Annotated in this window: 17 protein-coding genes; 7 read left to right on the top strand and 10 right to left on the bottom strand. The window is 74.8% G+C overall.

Annotation, left to right across the window (positions count from 1 at the left end; all coding sequences use genetic code 11):
* Positions 1-58 precede the first annotated feature (58 nt).
* The 3 genes from BN344_RS13855 to BN344_RS13845 all read right to left on the bottom strand — a co-directional run bounded on the left by BN344_RS13855 (position 59) and on the right by BN344_RS13845 (position 4,514).
* The gene (locus BN344_RS13855; RefSeq protein ID WP_040338927.1) at positions 59-2,158 is read right to left on the bottom strand and encodes a putative bifunctional diguanylate cyclase/phosphodiesterase; all 2,100 of its coding nucleotides are present in this window, start codon (positions 2,156-2,158) and stop codon (positions 59-61) included.
* Between the two features lie 124 nt (positions 2,159-2,282).
* Positions 2,283-3,908: an acyl-CoA dehydrogenase family protein gene (locus BN344_RS13850; RefSeq protein WP_040338926.1), complete on the bottom strand. Its 1,626-nt coding sequence runs from the start codon at positions 3,906-3,908 to the stop codon at positions 2,283-2,285.
* 48 nt (positions 3,909-3,956) lie between these two features.
* Positions 3,957-4,514 carry a hypothetical protein gene (locus BN344_RS13845; protein ID WP_040338925.1) on the bottom strand — a complete coding sequence of 186 codons (558 nt, stop codon included), beginning with the start codon at positions 4,512-4,514 and terminating at the stop codon, positions 3,957-3,959.
* A 769-nt stretch (positions 4,515-5,283) separates the two neighbouring features.
* Between BN344_RS13845 and BN344_RS13835 the strand changes: the two genes are divergently transcribed.
* The 4 genes from BN344_RS13835 to BN344_RS13820 all read left to right on the top strand — a co-directional run bounded on the left by BN344_RS13835 (position 5,284) and on the right by BN344_RS13820 (position 9,697).
* Positions 5,284-6,357 (top strand): hypothetical protein, encoded by a 1,074-nt coding sequence (locus tag BN344_RS13835; RefSeq protein WP_155858875.1) that lies wholly within the window; start codon positions 5,284-5,286, stop codon positions 6,355-6,357.
* A 129-nt stretch (positions 6,358-6,486) separates the two neighbouring features.
* On the top strand, positions 6,487-7,581 hold the full coding sequence (locus tag BN344_RS13830) for a hypothetical protein (protein ID WP_040338922.1): 1,095 nt from the start codon (positions 6,487-6,489) through the stop codon (positions 7,579-7,581).
* A gap of 145 nt (positions 7,582-7,726) precedes the next feature.
* Complete coding sequence (locus BN344_RS13825; protein ID WP_040338921.1) at positions 7,727-8,713, top strand: hypothetical protein; 987 nt, start codon at positions 7,727-7,729, stop codon at positions 8,711-8,713.
* A gap of 99 nt (positions 8,714-8,812) precedes the next feature.
* Positions 8,813-9,697, top strand: a complete 885-nt coding sequence (locus BN344_RS13820; RefSeq protein WP_231486809.1) for a class E sortase — start codon at positions 8,813-8,815, stop codon at positions 9,695-9,697.
* Positions 9,698-9,721: 24 nt separating this feature from the next.
* Here BN344_RS13820 and BN344_RS13815 read toward each other — a convergent pair whose 3' ends face one another.
* A complete protein-coding gene (locus BN344_RS13815; RefSeq protein WP_040338920.1) occupies positions 9,722-11,005 on the bottom strand; it encodes a competence/damage-inducible protein A in 1,284 nt (427 codons plus the stop codon).
* Between the two features lie 116 nt (positions 11,006-11,121).
* On the opposite strand from BN344_RS13815, the gene BN344_RS19950 reads away from it, so the two are divergent.
* Positions 11,122-11,781: a hypothetical protein gene (locus BN344_RS19950; protein WP_040338919.1), complete on the top strand. Its 660-nt coding sequence runs from the start codon at positions 11,122-11,124 to the stop codon at positions 11,779-11,781.
* Between the two features lie 18 nt (positions 11,782-11,799).
* On the opposite strand, the gene BN344_RS13805 is transcribed toward BN344_RS19950, so the two are convergent.
* Positions 11,800-13,401 (bottom strand): protein kinase domain-containing protein, encoded by a 1,602-nt coding sequence (locus BN344_RS13805; RefSeq protein ID WP_155858874.1) that lies wholly within the window; start codon positions 13,399-13,401, stop codon positions 11,800-11,802.
* Positions 13,402-13,727: 326 nt separating this feature from the next.
* Here BN344_RS13805 and BN344_RS13800 point away from each other — a divergent pair, with 326 nt between their 5' ends.
* Positions 13,728-14,519, top strand: a complete 792-nt coding sequence (locus BN344_RS13800; RefSeq protein WP_040338918.1) for an enoyl-CoA hydratase-related protein — start codon at positions 13,728-13,730, stop codon at positions 14,517-14,519.
* A 24-nt stretch (positions 14,520-14,543) separates the two neighbouring features.
* On the opposite strand, the gene BN344_RS13795 is transcribed toward BN344_RS13800, so the two are convergent.
* The gene (locus BN344_RS13795) at positions 14,544-14,879 is read right to left on the bottom strand and encodes a hypothetical protein (protein WP_231486807.1); all 336 of its coding nucleotides are present in this window, start codon (positions 14,877-14,879) and stop codon (positions 14,544-14,546) included.
* Here BN344_RS13795 and BN344_RS13790 point away from each other — a divergent pair.
* Positions 14,878-15,516: an MBL fold metallo-hydrolase gene (locus BN344_RS13790; RefSeq protein ID WP_040338916.1), complete on the top strand. Its 639-nt coding sequence runs from the start codon at positions 14,878-14,880 to the stop codon at positions 15,514-15,516. The two genes, BN344_RS13795 and BN344_RS13790, sit on opposite strands and share 2 nt — an antisense overlap.
* 28 nt (positions 15,517-15,544) lie before the next feature.
* On the opposite strand, the gene BN344_RS13785 is transcribed toward BN344_RS13790, so the two are convergent.
* The 4 genes from BN344_RS13785 to BN344_RS13770 all read right to left on the bottom strand — a co-directional run bounded on the left by BN344_RS13785 (position 15,545) and on the right by BN344_RS13770 (position 19,211).
* Positions 15,545-15,817 carry a hypothetical protein gene (locus BN344_RS13785; RefSeq protein ID WP_040338915.1) on the bottom strand — a complete coding sequence of 91 codons (273 nt, stop codon included), beginning with the start codon at positions 15,815-15,817 and terminating at the stop codon, positions 15,545-15,547.
* Positions 15,818-15,958: 141 nt separating this feature from the next.
* Positions 15,959-16,408: an SRPBCC family protein gene (locus tag BN344_RS13780; RefSeq protein WP_040338914.1), complete on the bottom strand. Its 450-nt coding sequence runs from the start codon at positions 16,406-16,408 to the stop codon at positions 15,959-15,961.
* Positions 16,405-17,667, bottom strand: coding sequence for a metallophosphoesterase (locus BN344_RS13775; protein WP_231486805.1), 1,263 nt, complete (start codon positions 17,665-17,667; stop codon positions 16,405-16,407). The genes BN344_RS13780 and BN344_RS13775 overlap by 4 nt, the downstream gene beginning before the upstream one ends.
* Complete coding sequence (locus BN344_RS13770; protein WP_040338913.1) at positions 17,664-19,211, bottom strand: CYTH and CHAD domain-containing protein; 1,548 nt, start codon at positions 19,209-19,211, stop codon at positions 17,664-17,666. Before BN344_RS13770 ends, BN344_RS13775 begins: the two co-directional genes overlap by 4 nt.
* Positions 19,212-19,255 lie beyond the last annotated feature (44 nt).

Below are 19,255 nucleotides of genomic sequence, written 5' to 3'. Positions count from 1 at the left end.
GGAAGCACCGCCGGAGGGCCCGCCGGAGCGGTCGCCCGCCGACCGATGCGCCGGCCGCTCACCGGGCGGCGTGGACCGGTGTCCCGGCGACGGCGAGCGCGCAGAGGTCGCCCCCTGCCTCCTCCACCTGGCGCACCCACGCGGGGATGTCCTCGCCGGGCATGGGGTGTCCGAGCAACCAGCCCTGCACCAGGTCGCAGCCGGCCCTGCGGACCATGCGGAGGTGCTCGACGGTCTCGACGCCCTCGGCGACCGACCGGATGCCGAGCGTGCGGGTCAGTGCCACGATCGCGGCCAGCACGGCGCCGCCCTCGCCCCCGGTGACGCGCTCGGCGGCCACGAGCAGCGACCGGTCGATCTTCAGGGTGCCGATGGGCAGTGCGAACAGCTGGGCCAGCGAGGACCAGCCGGTGCCGAAGTCGTCGATGGCGACGCGGACGCCGGAGCTCCGCAGGACGGTGAGCTGGTCCTCGGCGCGGGTGGGGTCCTCGGCGATGCTGGTCTCGGTGAGCTCCAGCACCAGCCGGTCGGGCGCCAGGCCCGAGTCGCGCAGGGCCAGCCGGACGTCACGGACCAGCGTCTCGGCCGAGAAGTGCCGCGCGCTGACGTTGACCGACATGCTCAGCGGAAGGCCCTGGGCGGCCCACTCCGCCGCCCGCCGGCTCGTCTCGCGGAGGAGCCAACGGGTGATCGGGATGATCTGGCCGGTCTCCTCCGCCACGGACAGGAAGGTGTCGGGGGGCAGCAGGCCGCGCTCGGGGTGCTGCCAGCGCACCAGGGCCTCCACGCCCTCCACCGCGCCGGTGTCCAGCCGGACGACGGGCTGGTAGTGCACGACCAGCTGGTCGATGGCCTCGTCGCGCAGCCGGGTGGCGACCTCCAGCCGCCAGCGCGCCGCCTCGCGCAGCCCGGGGGTGAACAGGCGCACCCGGTCGCGGCCCATGCTCTTGGCCGCGAACATCGCCGCGTCGGCGTCGCTGAGCAGCTGGTGCGGGTCGCGCGCGCCGGGCTGGGCGACGGCCACGCCGACGCTCGCCGACAGCGGCACGGAGATGCCCGACGCCGGGAACGGGCGGGTGAAGGTGCCCTGCAGCCGGAACGCCAGGGCAGCGGCCTCCGCGCCGTCGCACTCGTGGGCGAGGACGACGAACTGGTCGCTGCCCAGCCTGCCGACCGCGTCCCCCGGCCGCAGCGTGGCGGCCAGCCGGTGTCCCACCTGGCGCAGCAGCTGGTCGCCGATACCGTGCCCCAGCGAGTCGTTGATCGTCTGGAACCCGTCCAGGTCCAGGACGAGCAGCGCCGCGCCGGCGCCCCCCTCGTCGGTGCCCGCGGCGAGCGCCGCGGCGGTCAGGTCGAGCAGCGTGCTGCGGTTGGGCAGGCCGGTCAGCTCGTCGTGCCGGGCCCGCCAGGCGAGCGCCTGCTCGCTGCGGACCCGCTCGGTGATGTCGGTGTGGGTGACCACCACCCGCCGGGAGAGCTCGACGCGGGAGGCCTGCAGCCGGAACCAGCCGGTGGTCGTGGGCGTCGACCGGGGGTACTCGTGGTCGAAGGGGGCCGGCACGGTCCCGTCCGGCGCGTCCAGCAGACGGCGGATCCCCGTCGCGATCGCGGCGGAGTCCGAAGGGGCCAGACCCGTCCCGACGGCGGCGAGGTAGTCGCTGCCGGGGACGCCGATCGCCCGCGCGGGCAGCGCCAGCGTGCTGGCCCATGCCCGGTTGCCGGTGAGGATGCGCTGGTCGGCGTCGACGAGGACGGTCGCCGAGGGCAGCGCCTCGAGCACCGAGGTGAGCCGGCGCACCTCGGCCTCCCGCTCGGCCTGGGCGCGGTGGCGGTTGTCGACGTCGCGGAAGAACACCGAGATGCCGGGCGGATCGGCGAAGACGCGCACCTCGTACCAGCGGTCCTGAGGTTCGTAGAGATACTCGAACTCGCGGGCCCGGCCGTCCTCGATCACCTGTCGGTAGCGCTCCTCGGCGATCGAGTTCACGGCCGTGGGGAAGCAGTCCCGTGCCCGGCGGCCGAGGAGCTCCTCGGTCCGCCGTTCGAGGAGGAGCTCCGCCGCCGCGTTGACGTAGGTGATCCGACCCTCCGAGTCGAGCCGGAAGACGGCGTCGGGGACCGTGCTGAGGTCCGGCCGCGACCCGTCGTCTGCATGCACGCTGCCCGCACTCCGTCCGCTGGCTCGGTCGTCCGCGTACGCGGGAAGATTACGGCACAGATCCGTCCCGACCGCGCTGCCGAGGGGCATGTGAACCACCCCCGACACTACTGGTCGCAGCGGCTCAGCCGACAGTCTCGACCGCGGACCGCGCGACCAGCGCTGCGACCTCGGTCGATGCCGGCAGGGTGCCGAGAACAGCACCCCAGTCTCCTCCCAGACGGGACGCGCAGAACGCGTCGGCGACCGGCGCCGGGGCGTGCCGCAGGAGCAGCGAGCCCTGCAGGCACAGCGCCAGCAGGCCGGCGATCCGACGGGCCCGCAACGGCAGCCGGTCGGGGTCCCCGAGCTCTGCGGAGAGGCGCTTGACCGCGTCGTCGAAGCGCGGATCGGCCCCTCGGGCGAGGTCGATCTCCTCGGTCACGGCCGCCAGCGACTCCGACGAGCGCCCCATGGCCCGGAGGACGTCGAGGGCGATCACGTTGCCCGAGCCCTCCCAGATGGAGTTCAGCGGCGACTGGCGGTAGAGCCGAGGCAGGCCGGAGTCCTCCACGTAGCCGTTGCCGCCCAGCACCTCCATGGCCTCGGCGACCACGCCCGGGGTCCGCTTGCAGACCCAGAACTTCGCCGCGGCCCCCGCCAGCCGCAGGAAGGCCGCCTCACCGGCGTCGACGGCCGCCGCCAGCCGGATGCCCAGCGCGGTCGCCGCCTCGCTCTCCACGGCGAGGTCGGCCAGCACGTTCTGCATGAGCGGCTGGTCGGCCAGGAGCGCGCCGAAGGCGGACCGGTGCCGGGCGTGGTGGCTCGCCTGGGTGAGCGCGGCCCGCACGGTGGCGGCCGAGCCGAGCACGCAGTCCAGGCGGGTCATGTTGACCATCTCGATGATCGCCGGGACGCCGCGGCCGGGCTCGCCGACCAGCCAGCCGGCCGTCCCGTCGAACTCGACCTCGCTCGAGGCGTTGGATCGGTCGCCGAGCTTGTCCTTGAGACGTTGCACGTGGAACACGTTGCGCGTGCCGTCGGGCAGCACCCGCGGGACGAGGAAGCAGGACACGCCCTCGTCGAGCTGGGCGAGGACGAGGAACAGATCGCTCATCGGCGCCGAGGTGAACCACTTGTGCCCGGTCAGCCGGTAGCTCCCGTCGGGCTGGGCGACGGCACGGGTCGTGTTGGCCCGGACGTCGGAACCGCCCTGCTTCTCGGTCATGCCCATGCCCGCGATCAGGCCACGCTTGCCCGAGGGCTCGGCCAGGCCGAACTCGTAGGCCGTCGCGGTGAGCCCGGTCTCGTAACGAGCGGCGAGCTCCGGCGCCCGGCGCAGGGCCGGCACGACGGCGTAGGTCATCGTCGTGGGACAGCCGTGGCCCATCTCGACCTGGGTCCAGCCCAGGTATCCGACGGCCCGACGCACGTGCGCGTGCTCGTCGTCCCCCGCGGCCCACGGGGCCCCGGCCAGACCGTTCTCCACGGCGGTCCGCATGAGCTCGTGCCAGGCGGGGTGGAACTCGACCTCGTCGATCCGGTGGCCGTACCGGTCATGGGTGCGCAGCCGCGGCGGGTTCTCGTTGGCCAGCCGCCCCCACTCCTGGGCCTGTTCGCTGCCGGCCAGCCGGCCCAGCGCGGAGAGCGACTCCAGGGTGGCCCGGTCCGCGTGCCGGACGCAGGCCTCGGCCAGCGCCGCATCACCGGCGATCGGATCGTGGCCGATCAGCGGCGGTACCTGGTTGGTCACCTCGTGCGTGGGGCTCATGGGGGAACCGTACGACCCTGCTCCACCCCCCTTGATGACTCTGCGTGCTCACCCGATCGGGTGTGAGCCAGGACACACCGGATCGAGGTTTGGACGCACCCGAGGCCCTACCGGCCGAGACGGACCGGTTCCTAGCTTGCGCAGCATGAACCGCCAGCCAGGAACCGACGACGGCCGGGCGCTGCCCGCCGTCGGCAGGTCCTGGTGGCGGCGCACGCTCGCCGCCGGCGTCCTCGGTGCGGGCGTGTACGCGGGCCTGGCCCTGGCCGCCGACACCGCCCGCGCCGAGGAGCCGCCGCCCAGCGCGCCGGTCGAGCAGACGGCGGCGACACCGGCCAGCGCGGGCCAGCCTGCGGCCGCACCGGAGGCCGGTTCCTCGGCACCGCCGGCGGAGCAGGACACCACGGCGACGTCGACCGAGGACTCGTCGACCACGGCCTCGTCGACCTCGACCCAGACCACCACCGCCGAATCCCGATCGACCTCCGTCACGACGACGAGCACGACCACCACCACGAGCACGAGCACGACCACCACGAGCACGACCACCACGACGACGACCACGGCCGAGGACGGCTCGACGGTGACGACGACCGAGTCGGTCACCAGCAGTACCGAGGGAACCGCCACCGGGCAGCCGGATCAGGCCGGCGACGGCGCCTGCGCCAAGGCTGGACCGAAGGACGGCGCCACGTCCGCCTCGCGGACCTCTGCCGGCCCCTGCCCACCGGCCGCTCCCGCGCCAGCGGCGATGCCGGCCCGGACCGCTGCAGCACCGCCGGCACCGACGCCCCCGCTCCCTGCCACGAGCACCGACGGGGCTCCCACCTCCCCCCGCCGCACCGCCGAGCCGGCCGGCTCCACCGTCGCCGCCGCCCCCGCCGTGACGCCCGAACCGGTGCTCGCGCCCACCGGCCAGCAGCCTCCGGAGCCCCTCGCCCCGACCGCGCCCCTCTCGCTCCCCGCACCCGCCGCTCCGGCCGCCGCAGGTGCGCCGTCGAGCTGCGGCAGCCAGGGCGCCGGACAGGGCGGATCCGCCGGCGCAGGCACTGCCCTCGCCTGCGTGCTCGGTACCTCCACCGACGTCGTCCTCGCCGTCAGCGCGGGACGCAGCACGGCCCCTGCGGGCTCCCTCGGCGGTCCTGCCGCCGGCCCCGGTACCCGGCCCGACTGAGGCCCTGGCCCGCGCGGCCCGTACCGCCCCGGTGCGCCACGGGGGGCGCATCACGACCGAGTGCGGTCGCCCCTGAGCACAACCGCGTGTTCCCAGGCAGTTCTTCGCACCACCCCGCTCCACCTGCGCGCCCTATCCATGGCTCTGTGGCGCGCCCTTCCACTCCGCTCGACACACTCGAATCGAAGGACGAGAAACGTCATGAACAGGACAGCCCGCAACACGTTGGCCGTCGCCGGCATGGCCGGAGGAATCTTCTTCCTCGGCCAGGCAGCGGCCAGCGCCGACACCGAGGCCAACCAGACCGTCACCCCCACCGCCGAGGCCGCCAACCTCAGCCTCGGCAGCGGAGGCGGCGCGACCGCCGAGAACGAGACGCTCGCCGTCAACGTCGCGGCTCAGGTCAGCGCCACCTCGGTGTCCACCAACGCCAACACCGGCCCGGACATCGACGTGAACCAGTCCAGCGGCGACAACAACATCACCTCTGTCGCGCTGAGCTCCACCGTCGACGCCAACACGGGCAACTCGGCCGATATCGCCGTTTCCACCGGCGACATCAACGGCTCCGGGAACGTCTCCGGGGACGTCGTCAAGAAGGCCGGCAGCGGCGGAGGCGACGTGACCGCCAACCAGACGGTCACCCCCAGCGCGACCGCCAAGAACGCCTCGGCAGACCTCGGCGGGATCCCGGGGCTCCCGGTCCTGGCTGCCCAGAACGGTGGCAGTGGCGGGGCGGCGGCCGGGAACGGCACCACCGCGATCAACGCCGCGGTCGACGTCGACCTCACCGAGGTCACGACCAACGCCAACACCGGCCCGGACATCGACGTGAACCAGACCAGCGGCGACAACAACATCACGTGCTACGCCCTCGTCTGCAACATCCACGCCAACACCGGCAACACGGTCAACATCAAGGTCGAGACCGGCGACATCAACAACAGCGCCAACGTCGGCGGACACCACGACGGCTACGGCCACCCGCACGCCGACCACCACAAGCCGGGCCACCACCACACCCCGGGCTACCACCACGAGGACGACTGCCCCGCGCACCACAAGCCGGCCGTCGCCCCCGCCCCGGCCAAGCGGGCCGTCGCTCCGGTCACCTACCGGGCCGCGACCACCACGTCGTCCGCCCAGCCCAGCTCGCAGCTCGCCTACACCGGCGCCGAGACCTCCGTCCCGCTCACCCTCGGCCTGATCGCCCTGGGCGCGGGCGGCGCGCTCACCCTCGCCGGCCGCCGCCGCAGCTCCACCGCCGCGGCCTGAACCGCCCGCCCGCCGCCGCCGGAGAGCACCCGCGGCGGCGGGCCGGGCACCCGATCGACATCCCCTGTCACCTCGCGCGGCACGTCCCCGACCGGGGTCCGCGCACATCCACGAAGGACGAGAAACGTCATGAACAGGACAGCCCGCAACACGCTGGCCGTCGCCGGCATGGCCGGAGGAATCTTCTTCCTCGGCCAGGCAGCGGCCAGCGCCGACACCGAGGCCAACCAGACCGTCACCCCCACCGCCGAGGCCGCCAACCTCAGCCTCGGCAGCGACGGCGGCGCCACCGCCGGCAACGACACCACCGCCATCAACATCGCCGCCCAGGTCAGCGCCACCTCGGTGTCGACCAACGCCAACACCGGCCCCGACATCTCGGTGAGCCAGTACAGCGGCGACAACAACGTGTCCGCCGGCGGACAGAGCGGGCAGAACGGAACGGCCACGCTCGGGCAGAAGAGCGGCTCCCCTGCCGCGCCGGTGGCCAACATCGATGCCAACACCGGCAACGAGGCGCACATCGCCGTCTCCACCGGCGACATCAACGGCTCCGGGAACGTCTCCGGGGACGTCGTCAAGAAGGCCGGCAGCGGCGGTGGCGACGTGACCGCCAACCAGACGGTCACCCCGAGCGCCACCGCCAAGAACGCTTCGGCGAGCCTGTCCGGTGGCGGTGGCGGGGCAACGGCGGGGAACGGCACCACCGCGATCAACGCCGCGGTCGACGTCGACCTCACCCAGGTCACGACCAACGCCAACACCGGCCCGGACATCGACGTGAACCAGACCAGCGGCGACAACAACATCACGTGCTACGCCCTCGTCTGCAACATCCACGCCAACACCGGCAACACCGTGAACATCAAGGTCGAGACCGGCGACATCAACAACAGCGCCAACGTCGGCGGACACCACGACGGCTACGGCCACCCGCACGCCGACCACCACAAGCCGGGCTACCACCACACCCCGGGCTACCACCACGAGGACGACTGCCCCGCGCACCACAAGCCGGCCGTCGCCCCCGCCCCGGCCAAGCGGGCCGTCGCTCCGGTCACCTACCGGGCCGCGACCACCACGTCGTCCGCCCAGCCCAGCTCGCAGCTCGCCTACACCGGCGCCGAGACCTCCGTCCCGCTCACCCTCGGCCTCATCGCCCTGGGCGCGGGTGGCGCGCTCACCCTCGCCGGCCGCCGCCGCAGCTCCACCGCCGCGGCCTGAACCACCCGCCCGCCGCCCGGCTCCACCCGGGCGGCGGGCGGATCGAACCGAGGGGCCGCGATCTCAGCCGTCCCGCACGACACCCACTCACGAGCGCTCCACCCCGGACCGACCGGTGCGGCGCACATCCTCGAAGGGCACAACGATGAACCGAACACTGCGCAACGGCCTGGCCGTCGCCGGTATGGCCGGAGGCATGTTCTTCCTCGGCCAGGCAGCGGCCAGCGCCGACACCGAGGCCAACCAGACCGTCACCCCCACCGCCGACGCCGCCAATCTCAGCCTCGGCAGCGGCGGCGGCGCCACCGCCGGCAACGACACCACCGCCATCAACATCGCCGCCCAGGTCAGCGCCACCTCGGTGTCGACCAACGCCAGCACCGGGGGCAGCATCTCGGTCAGCCAGAACAGCGGCGACAACAACGTCAGCACGTACGGCGGGAGCGGCACCGTCCACGCCAACACCGGCAACGAGGCGAAGGTCGCCGTCTCCACCGGCGACATCAACGGCTCCGGGAACGTCTCCGGGGACGTCGTCAAGAAGGCCGGCAGCGGCGGTGGCGACGTGACCGCCAACCAGACGGTCACCCCCAGCGCGACCGCGAAGAACGCCTCGGCCAGCCTGTTCGGTGGCGGTGGCGGCGCCTCCGCCGGGAACCAGACCACCGCCATCAACGCCGCGATCGACGTCGATCTCACCTCGCTGTCGACCAACGCCGACACCGGTCCGGACATCGACGTCTACCAGTCCAGCGGCGACAACGACGTCGAGTGCAAGGCGCTCCTCTGCCGGGTCGACGCCGACACGGGCAACTCGGTCGACATCAAGGTGGTCACCGGCGACATCAACGACAGCGCCAACATCGGCGGCCACCACGACGGTTATGGCCACCGGCACGGCGACCACCAGAAGCCGGCCTACCAGCGGGCCGAGCACCGGGAGCACAAGAGGCCGGCGGTCGCGCCGGCGAAGCGGGCCGTGATCACGCGGTCGTCCGCCCAGCCCAGCAACCAGCTCGCCTACACCGGCGCCGAGACGTCCCTCCCGCTCACCCTGGGCCTGATCGCCCTGGGCGCGGGAGGCGCGCTCACCCTCGCCGGCCGCCGCCGCAGCTCCACCGCAGCGGCCTGAACCCCGGCCCGCCGCCGGGACCACCCCGGCGGCGGGCCGGGCACCACTCCAGGAGCGGAGTTCTTCCCTCCCGCACCGCAGGCAGTCAGGATTCCGATGGTGAGCGACGTCATCGATCGCGAGACCTCCGCGAGACAGACCCGCGGCGGCGAGGAGCGTCCGCGCCGCTGGGGCGACTGGTTGCGCACCGCGGCCCGCGGCGTGGGCCAGACGCTGCTCACCGTGGGGCTCGTGGCCCTGCTCTTCGTCGTCTACCAGCTGTGGGTCACCGACCTGCTCGCCGCCCGGGCCCAGGACCAGCTCGCCGAGCAGATCCAGGACCAGTGGGCCGACTCCCCGACGGTCGCCGCTCCCCCGGCCGACCCCGCCCCCCCGACCGACCCCGTGCCGCAACCCACGCCGCCCGACGGGTCACCGGCCGCCCCGCCGGCCCACACGCCCGGGACGATCCAGGCCGGGTTGGGCGATCCTTTCGCCATCCTGCACATCCCGCGGCTGGGCTCGAACTACTCACGCGTCGTCGTCGAAGGCGCCTCCGAGGTCCAGCTCGAGCAGGGGCCGGGCCACTACGTGGACACCGCCATGCCGGGGGAGCAGGGCAACTTCGCCGTCGCAGGCCACCGGGTCGGCCGCGGGTCCCCCTTCCTGAACCTCGACCGGATGCGCCCCGGCGACCCCGTCGTCGTGGAGACCGAGGACTCGTGGTTCGTCTACCGGGTGCTGGGCGACGCCGCCTCCGGAGACTTCGACGCCGACCCCAGCGGCATCCCCGGGCGGCAGATCGTCCGGCCGTCCCGCGTCGACGTCATCTCGCCGACGCCGGGCAGGCCGGCCGGCGGAGCGCCCTCCGGGGCTTATCTGACGCTGACCACCTGCCACCCCAAGTACTCGGCGCAGCAGCGGCTGATCGTCCACGCCCGACTCGACGGCGCCCCGCTCAGCAAGGCAGCCGCCCCGGACGGACCGCCGGTCCTCGACGGCTGACTCGCCCGGCGGGTGTGCCCGTCGTCAGGCCGGCGGGCCGCCGAGCAGGAGCTGCCGGAGCAGGTGCAGCGCCATCGTGACGGACCGTTCTCGCACCGCCGATCGCGAGCCCCGCAACCGCAGGGCGCGGGCCAGCCGTTCCCCGGGCCCGATCACGCAGAGGTGGACGGTGCCGACGGGCTTGTCCGCGGTGCCGCCGCCGGGGCCCGCGACTCCGGTGATCCCGACACCCACGTCGGCCCCGAACCTGGTGCGCGCCCCCTCGGCCAGGGCGTCGGCGACCTCGGCGCTCACGGCTCCGTGCGCGACGAGCAGATCGGCAGGGACGCCCAGCAGCGCCTCCTTGGCGCTGTCGGCGTACGCCGTCACCCCGCCGAGCAGGTAGGCCGAGGAGCCCGGGCGGGCGCTCAGCCGTCCGGCCAGCAGGCCGCCGGTGCACGACTCGGCGGTCGCGATGGTGAGCCCTCGGTCGGTCAGGGCGGCGGCCACCAGGGCGTCGAGGTCGGGCCCGGTGGAGAAGACGGTGTCCCCGTGCCGGTCGGTCAGCACCGCGACGAGCCGGTCGTAGGCAGGCTGGGCCTCGGGAGCGAAGCGGGTGACGATCTCCAGTTCGCCCTCGCGCAGGCAGGTGGTGATCTCCAGCCCGTCCAGCTCGGCGTCGTGCTCCCGCAGCGTCGCCGCCAGCTGCGCCTCGAGCGTGCCCCACATCCGCACGGTCTCCTGCCGCAGCTCCGGGGCCCCGGCCAGGAGCGCGGCCACCGGGCCGGTCGCGAGGGCGGCCGGCCACATGCCGCGCAGCTCACCCGGCGGCCCGGGCAGCACCAGCACGACCGGGCCCGGGCGGCCGTCCGCGGGCGGGACGACGAGCCCGGGCGCGGTTCCGACCGGCTCGAGCACGGTGGCCCCGGCTGGAACCCGCGCCTGCTTGCGGACGCCGGCCGCGGTCGAGACGGCGTCGGCCCGCCAGCCGCGCAGGGCCATGAGCCGTTCGACGACGACGGCGATCCGCTGCTCCAGGGCGGGGTCGACCGACGAGGGACGTCCCTGGAACTCCCCGACGACCTCGGCGGTGAGGTCGTCGGCGGTCGGTCCGAGCCCTCCGGTGGTCAGGACGAGGGGAACGCCGGTGCCGGCGAGGAAGCCGAGCGCCGCGCGCAGGTCCTCGGGCCGGTCCCCCACCACCACGACGTGGCCGACGTCGACGCCCAGCGTCCGCAGCTGCTCGGCCAGCCAGGGTCCGTTGGCGTCGGCGACGCGTCCGGTGAGGACCTCGGTGCCCGTGACGACGATGCCGGCGCGGATGCTCACCCGGCCGACCCTAGGACGGGCCCTCCCGGTGCGCCTGCCTGCCCCGGCCGGCGCCCCGGCTAGCGTGCTGGTGGAGCCGGCACAGGCCGGAGGACCGCCCAGCGCGAGGAGGACCCGTGAGCTCGACCGACCCTCAGTCGCCCGGCGGCCCGCACACCCCGGCGCAGCCGACCACCCAGGAGATCCCCGTGGTGACCCCGGCGCCCGCCCAGCCGCTGCCGCCGCACCCGGGCGCGACTCCCCCGGCGCCGGTGCAGACCGTCCACTCGACCGGTCCGGTCGGCTTCGTACCGGGTCCGCCCGGTCCGCCGAGCCCCCCGCCACCCGCGACGGGGGCCACCTCGGTCTGGCCGGAGTCGCTGGGGACCGGACCCGTCGAGGGCTCCACGTCGCCGGACCCCGGCCGCCCGGCACCCCGGGACCGGAGGGCGCTGCTGGGCGTGGCCCTGGTAGCGGCCGCCCTCGTGCTGCTGCAGTTGGGCCTGACCCTGCGGTTCGGCGGGGAGTCCTTCTGGTCGGAGATCCCGCTGTGGTCGGCGTTCGCCACCGTGTGCACGGCCCTGGGGCTGGCCGGCTTCGCCTCGCTGGTGCCCGGCGGCCGGCGGCTGGGCGGGGACACCGGCTGGCGGGTGGCCGCGGCCGGCCTGGTCGGCCTGGCGGTCTTCTGGGTGCTCGTCGTGCTGCCCGTCGTCGCGGGCGACCGGGGATTCCTGCTCACCGCCGCGCTCGGCTGCCTCGGCGCCGCGCTGTGGACCGGCCCGGCCCGCAAGAGCTGAGGTCCGCGCGACCGGCCGCTACTGCGGGGGTACGGGCTCCGAGGGAGTCGTCGTCGTGGGGGACGACGTGGACGGCGACGTGGACGTGCCGGTCGTCGGGGAGGACGTCGACGTCGCCGTGGCGCTGGGAGAGGTCGTCGGCTGCGTGGACGGCCCGCCGGTCGCGGTCGCGGTCGCGGTCGGGGTGGGGGTGCCGCCCGGGAGCGTCGGCTCGACCGGGTCCTCGGGCGCGGGCGCGGGCTCGCCCCCGTCGGCCGGGACGACCGGCTCGGGAGCAGGGGTGTCCCCGCCGGCCACCTCGGTGATGGCGGCGCCGCCGCTCCGCTCGCCGGCCCGCGACGGCGGGACGGCGTAGCGCACGACGACGGAGTCCCCGGCGCGCAGTTCCTTGCCCGCGGGTGCGACGCCGGTGACCCGGTCGGCGGCGGCGTCCTCGGTGACCTGGGACCGCAGCTCCACGACGAGGCCGAGGGCCGCCAGGCGGTCGGCGACCTCGCCGACCGGCCGGCCCACGTAGTCCGACGAGTCGAGCACGATGCTGCCGGCGTCGCGCTGCTCGGCGGCCTCCGCCGTGGACGTCGGTGGGCCGTCCGACATGGCCTGCTGCACCCCTGCGGCGATGCCCGCGCCGGCGAGCAGAGCGACCAGGGGCAGGACCGCGAGCGCCACCCTTCGGCCGCGCCGGGGGGCGGGCGGACGCAGCACCGTCTCGTCGGGCAGCGGGTCGACGTCCACCGGCGGGACGTTCGCCACCTCGCGGGTCGCCGTGGCGGGCAGTGCCCGGCCGGCGACGACGTCGTCGATGGCGGCGGCGAAGGCGGCCCCGTCGGGGATGCGGGCCGCCGGATCCTTGACGAGGGCGTTGGTGATGAGCGTCCGGACGCCCGGTGGCAGCCGGTGGGGCAGCGGCTCGGGCTCCTGCTGGACCTGCTTGAGGGCGATCGTCACGGCGTTGTCGCCGTCGAAGGCCGGATGCCCCGTCAGGCACTCGTAGCCGATCAGGCCGAGTGCGTAGACGTCGCTCGCGGGCGAGGCCAGGCGGCCCTCCGCCTGCTCCGGGGAGAGGTACTGCGGCGTCCCGATGACCTGACCGGTGCGTGTCAGCGCCACGCTGCGGGCCGACCAGGCGATGCCGAAGTCGGTGATCTTCACGGTGCCGTCCGCCTGGACCAGGATGTTGCCCGGCTTGACGTCCCGGTGGACGAGCCCCATGCGGTGCGCCTCGGCGAGGGCGAGGGCGGTCTGCTGCAGCAGGGGCAACGTGGCCTCGGCCCCGAGCGCCCCCTCCCGTGTGAGGAGCGCGGAGAGCGGTTCTCCCTCGACCAGCTCCATCACCAGGTAGGCGAGGGTCTCGCCGGTCCCGTCCTGGGCGGTCTCCTCGCCGTAGTCGAAGACCGCGGCGATGTTCGGGTGGCTGAGGGAGGCCGCGTGCTGGGCCTCGGCCCGGAACCGGGCGAGGAAGGTCGGGTCGCCGGTGTACTCGCTGCGGAGCACCTTGACCGCGACGGTCCGGTGCAGCGCGATGTCGTGACCGCGCCATACCTGCCCCATGCCGCCTGCGGCGATCATCTGGTGCAGTTCGTAGCGGTCGCCCAGGCACCGTCGTCCTGGTTCGACCACGGGGGGCACTCCTCGTTCCATCGCGCCGGCTGGGGCAGGGGGCGGGCCGCCGGAGCCGGCCCGGGGGTCCACTCGACGTTCCCCCGTGCCCTCCCTGTCCACCTCGGGGCGTACCTACACATTCCAGGCACGGCCGCCGGCGCACCGGGGGGCGCTGCCCTCCCATCATCCGCCGTCTGACGCAGCGCATCCGACGGCTCGGGCGCGTCGGATGCGCTGCGTCACCACGGAGACACGGCGCCCGGCGCCCGGTGGCGGCGCACCGAGCCGTGACAAGGTGGGCCACGGGAGCCTGGACGAGGACTGCGCACGAGAGGCGGACGACGATGCCCGAGACCGTGACCAGGGAGGACTCCGCCGGGGTCGCCACGATCACCATGCTGCGGCCGGGTCTCTCGTCGACCTCCCGCAAGGAGTTGCTGGCCGCCGTCAGGGACGTCGCCGCCGACGAGTCGGTGCGCGCCGTGCTGCTCACCGGCACGGGTCGCGCGTTCTGCGTCGGGCAGGACCTCAACGAGTCCCGGGCCCGCCGGGCGGCGGAGGAGCCACCGGCGGACCCGGACGCGCCGCTGCCAGTGCTCGTGGAGGAGTACAACCCCCTGATCCTCGCGCTCTCGCGGCTGCCGGTGCCGCTCGTCGTCGGCATCAACGGCGCGTGCGCCGGCGCCGGGCTGGGCGTGGCACTCACCGGCGACCTGCGGGTGGCCGCGGCGGGCGCGAAGTTCACCACCGCCTTCACGGGCGTGGCGCTGTCCAGCGACTCTGCGGTGGCCTCCCGGCTGGTGCACTGCGTCGGCGGGGCACGGGCCACCGAGCTGCTGCTGCTCCCCGAGCCGTTCCAGGCCGAGACCGCGGCGCAGTGGGGCATCGTGCACCGGGTGGTCGCCCCGGAGCGGGTGCACGCGGAGGCTCACGCCCTGGCGGCGCGCCTGGCGGCCGGTCCCACCGTCGCCTACCGGGCGGTGAAGAAGGTCCTGGCCACCGCGGCCACGGACTCCCTCGAGGAGACCCTGGACCTGGAGGCACGCCTGCAGGGGGCCGCCGGGCGGACCGCCGATCACCGCGAGGCCGTCGAGGCCTTCCTGGCCAAGCGCCCCCCGGTCTTCACCGGGAGGTGATCCGCGGCACCCGCGCGGACGGGGTCAGGCGGTGAGGGCGTCGCAGGCCGGGCACACGTCGCCGCCGGTCCGCGGCCACGACTCCTCGGGGGTCACGCGGGCCAGCGACCCGCAGACCGTGAGCTCGCAGGCGCCGTCGATCTCGGTGACGGGCCGGTGCAGCTCGACCGCGTGCCAGAGCGCCTCGGTCCGCCCCTGAGCGCGGCCCAGCGCGGCGACGTGCACGGTGGTCTGCAGCATCATGGGGAGGACGTCGGCATCCCGGCCGCGCCGGAGCAGTGCCCGTGCCGTCGTCTCCCCCGGAAGGGGGAGGCCGGCCCCCCACGCGGTCCCGCTGCCGCCGGTGCAGGATGCCGTCATGGAGCTGACGAAGCATGGCCACGCCTGTGTCGCCCTCAGCGACGGCGACCGCCGGCTGGTGATCGATCCCGGCGCCTTCACCGATCCGGGCGCGCTCGAGGGCGCCTCGGCGGTGCTGGTCACCCACGAGCACCCCGACCACTTCGCGCCCGACCGGCTGCAGGCGGCCCTGGACGCCGATCCGGCGCTGGAGATCTGGACGAACAAGTCGGTGGCCGCCCAGCTCGGCGGCCTGGGCGGGCGGGTGCACGTCGTCGGTCACGGCGACGCGGTGTCGGTCGCCGGTTTCGAGGTGCAGGTGCACGGCGAACTGCACGCGGAGATCCATCCCGAGATCCCGCGGATCGCCAACATCGGCTTCCTGGTCGGCGGGATCGTCTTCCACCCGGGGGACGCCTTCACCGTCCCCGACCATCCGGTCGCGACCCTGCTGCTCCCGCTGCACGCCCCGTGGTCGAGGACCGCGGAGGTGATCGAGTACGTGCGCGCCGTCGACGCCGACCAGGCCTACGCCATCCACGACGGGTTGCTCAACGACGCCGGCCTCGGCGTCGTCTCGGGCCTGCTCGGCGAGCGGGGTCCGGGGACCCCGACGCCGATGGCCCGGCTGGCCCCGGGGGACGCGGTCGAGCTCTGAGCCCGACCGCGTCCCCCGGGGAGTGCGATCAGCGGACGGCGCGGTTGTTGCGACCGGTGAGCGTGGAGGCCGCGATCACCAGCACGGCAGCCAGGACGATGGAGATGATCCACCGGATCCAGTCGATGCCGTCGGTGGAGTCGACGCCCAGCGCGCCGCTCACGTAGTAGCCGATGAGCACACCGCCGATGCCGCAGAGCAGGGTGAGCCAGATCGGGATGTTGTCCTTGTCGCCAGGGGCGACCAGCTTGCCCAGCAGCCCGATGATGAGGCCGGCGACGAGCAGACCGATGATCTCCATAGCTAACTCCTCAGATGGCCAGCCCGGCGTGCGCGGTCCCGGCACGGTGCCGGGCGTGCCGCCGAGGCACGGGTGAGGCCCTACCCAGCCGATCCGGTGGGAATGCCCGGTTCCCTCGAACGGGGGTGCGCCCCCCGCGGTTCAGCTGCGCAGATCCGCCAGGTGCGCCGGCACCTTGTCCAGCTCGGACTCCACGGTGCGCTGCACCATCCTCCGCGCCGCGCGATTCAGCACGCGGCGGGCCAGCCGGCCGCCACCACGCGGCTCGTGGGTGACGGTCATGGTCACGCGCGTGCCCCCGTCGGCGGTGTCGGCGAGCTCCACGCGGGTGGTCCACGTCTCGGGGGTGAGCTCCAGCCGGGTGGTGACCGCCCGCCCGGGCGCCCACTCGACGATCTCGCCGCGTGGCGCTCCGTCGGGCGGTGGACCGTCGAGGCGGCCGGACACGGCGACGAACGTCGCCCCCCGACCGGAACCGGAGACCACGTAGGTGACGTCGCAGGTGGCGCAGTACGGGCGGAGCACAGCCACGGCCCGCCACACCTCCGACCTCGGCCGGGGGACCTCGCGGGCGCCGGTCGAGCTGGTCACCTCGGGCCTCCGCTCAGCTCCACCACGGTGACCTCCGGTCGGGCGCCGACGCGCATCGGCGGGCCCCAGTGTCCCACCCCCGGCGTCACGTAGAGCTGGGTGTCGCCGTGCCGCGACCAGCCCTGGACCGCCGGCTGGTCCAGCCGGACGGCGTAGTCGAAGGGCCACAGCTGCCCTCCGTGGGTGTGGCCGGACAGCTGCAGGTCCACGCCCGCCGCCCGCGCCTGCTCGACCATGACCGGCTGGTGGGCCAGCAGCACCACCGGCGTGGCGTCGTCGCGTCCGTCGAGCGCGGCGTCCAGGTCGGCGCCGTGCCCTGGGACGCCGGAGGAGGCGGCCATCCGGTCGTCGATGCCGGCGAGGTCGAACGAGGCGCCGCCCCGGCCGATCGCGACCCGCTCGTTGCGCAGCACCTGCACCCCGAGCGAAGGAAGGTGCCGCAGCCAGGCACGGGTGTCCACGAAGTACTCGTGGTTGCCGGTGACGAAGAAGACGCCGTGCTCGCTGACCAGGTCGGCCAGGGGCGCCACCTCCTCGCGAAGGTCGTCGACGTCCCCGTCGACCAGGTCGCCGACGATCGCCACGACGTCGGGCCGCTGGGCGTTGACGGTCTCGACCACCCGCTCGAACCGGCGCCCGCGGAAGGTGGAGGAGAGGTGGGCGTCGGAGAAGGTGACGATCCGCAGCCCCTCGAGCGCGGGATCGAGGCCGCGCAGGGTCACCGGCACGCGCCGGACCACCGGCGCGGCCTGGGCGAGGTAGGCGCCGGTCCCCGCGGTGCCGAGCGCCGCGGCACCCGCCGTGACCGCCAGCGAACGCGCGAGGAACACGCGACGCGTGGAGCTGACATCGCGGTCCTCCCGGACCGCACCGCGGCCAGGAGCCGTCCTCCGGTCGGGCGGAGCGGGTCCGTCGTCCCTGCGCGGGACCCTGCGGGCCCCACTCGGGCCGACCCTTCTCCAGATCCTGGCCATCAGGCGCACCGGCTCGAGCGCGAGCAGCGCGAGGAAGGCGTAGAAGGCGACGCCCAGCCAGGAGAAGGCCACCCAGTCCAGCGGGGCGGCGGCATCCGGCGGGAGGGACCGCCGCAGCAGGATCGCCGCCACCGGGAGCAGTGCCAGGGCGGCGGTGAGCAGCGTCAGTCCCCGGCGGGCGCGCCCGGGCCGGGTGGTGTCGCGGACGAGGCGCAGCCAGAGGTAGCCGTGCAACAGCGCCATCACCAGCAGGATGACCGTGCCGAAGACCAGCAGGGCGATCACCGGCGGATCGCAGCCGACAGGCGTTCCGCGAGACCGGGCCAGCGCTCGGCGAAGGCCCGCTCGGCCTCCGCGGCCCGCGCCTCGGCGCGGCCGAGCAGCAGGCCGTAGGTGAACCCCGGTTCCCCGGCGGCGTGCGCGCCGACCGCGAGCCGGCGACAGCACTCGCCGACGACGACCAGGTCCTGGAGCTCTCCCAGCAACCGCTGGGTCCGCTTCGCCGCCGCGGCGACCACCTCCGCGGAACGGCCGTGCGCGGGCGCGATCGCCGCCGCGGTGTACCGGGCGCGCCGCGCGGTCCTGCGGACCCGGTGCAGGGCCTCCGTGCGCTCCTGCCCGGAGCGGGCGTCGGCCCGCGCCACGGCGCGCCGCAGCCGCCTCACCTCCCGGTGCAGGACGGCCTCCAGGACCGGACCGGCCGGCTTCCCGGCCGTGGCGGTCAGCGGCGGATCGGCCAGCAGCGCATGCAGGGCGTCGAGCAGGCGGAGATGGCGCTCCTCGGCCACGAGCGCACCGGCGGAGGCGCGGCGGCTCTCCGCCGCTCCCACCTGGGCGGTCCGCAGGCGCGCGTCGACGGGGCCGAGCACGAGCTCTGCCGGCAGCTCCGCCACGGCGGCACGCAGGTGGGCCAGCGCGACCTGCTCGTCGCGGGGCTCGGACAGCCGGCCTGCGAGCCACGCCAGCTCGTCCCGCACCGGATCGGTGGCCTCGCGCGCGAGCACGGGACCGAAGGAGGCCAGCATCCCGCGCAGGTGGCGGCAGGCGACGCGCATCCGGTGCACCGCGTCGTCCTGACCGGTGCGCGCGGCCACGTCCGCGTGCCCGAGCGCGATGATCCGTTCCCGCAGGGCGGACAGGGCCACCTCGCCCGCCTCCACCCGTCTCGTCTTCTTCGTGCCCTTCTTCGCTCCCCCGCGCGCGACGCTCGTCGTCGCCGGGCCGAGGCCCAGGGCCCGGGTGAGCTTGGAGGCCCGGTCGGTGCGCTCCGCGCCGGCCGCCACCAGCCGCTCCCCCACGGGCGCGAGCAGGTCGGGCGGTCCGTCCAGGAGCTCGACCTCGACCTCCCGCCAGCTGCGCACTTCCGCGGTCCCCTCCGGGCCGCTCAGCCTGGTGGCGGTCACCGTGTCGTCGGCGACCTCCGCGAGGGCCCGCCCGTCGGCGTCCCGGAGGACCGTGACCACCCGGCGGGTGTGCAGGTGCGCGACCGGTGCCGGCACGGCGCCGCGGAGGATGCCGCCGACCGGGGCGAGCACGGCCTTCGGTGGCCGCCGGGCCGCCCGGCCCAGCGGCCGGTGCAGCTCCAGGCGGGCGTTCCCCGCTGCCGGCACCTTGACGTGCCATCCGTCGTCCGTCCCGCCGGTGCGCCGCCGCAGGGTGATCCGGGCCTGAGCCAGCCGCAGGTCCGCGGTGTCGAAGTAGCGCGCCTCGAGCCGGTGCTCGACGGGGGCGTCCGCCGAGGTCACGCCGTCCACCACGGTCAGGTCGGGGACGACGAAGGTGGCGGGGACGTCGAACTTCGTCTCGATCTCGAGGTGGTCGGCCCGCACCAGGGCACGGTACGGCGCCGTCCCGTCGGGGCGGGCGACCCTCC

Origin of the sequence: Candidatus Blastococcus massiliensis AP3 (genome assembly GCF_000582785.1) — a bacterium.
GTDB lineage: Bacteria > Actinomycetota > Actinomycetes > Mycobacteriales > Geodermatophilaceae > Blastococcus > Blastococcus massiliensis.
The sequence above is the reverse complement of the archived record's forward strand: the minus strand, read 5'-3'. Positions and strand labels throughout refer to the sequence as shown.

Excerpts from the sequence above, each read along its gene's own strand:
- BN344_RS13850 (WP_040338926.1), bottom strand. The coding sequence starts at position 3,908 with ATGAGCCCCACGCACGAGGTGACCAACCAGGTACCGCCGCTGATCGGC.
- BN344_RS13835 (WP_155858875.1), top strand. The coding sequence starts at position 5,284 with ATGAACAGGACAGCCCGCAACACGTTGGCCGTCGCCGGCATGGCCGGA.
- BN344_RS13830 (WP_040338922.1), top strand. The coding sequence starts at position 6,487 with ATGAACAGGACAGCCCGCAACACGCTGGCCGTCGCCGGCATGGCCGGA.
- BN344_RS13825 (WP_040338921.1), top strand. The coding sequence starts at position 7,727 with ATGAACCGAACACTGCGCAACGGCCTGGCCGTCGCCGGTATGGCCGGA.
- BN344_RS13800 (WP_040338918.1), top strand. The coding sequence starts at position 13,728 with ATGCCCGAGACCGTGACCAGGGAGGACTCCGCCGGGGTCGCCACGATC.
- BN344_RS13790 (WP_040338916.1), top strand. The coding sequence starts at position 14,878 with ATGGAGCTGACGAAGCATGGCCACGCCTGTGTCGCCCTCAGCGACGGC.
- BN344_RS13795 (WP_231486807.1), bottom strand. The coding sequence starts at position 14,879 with ATGACGGCATCCTGCACCGGCGGCAGCGGGACCGCGTGGGGGGCCGGC.
- BN344_RS13785 (WP_040338915.1), bottom strand. The coding sequence starts at position 15,817 with ATGGAGATCATCGGTCTGCTCGTCGCCGGCCTCATCATCGGGCTGCTG.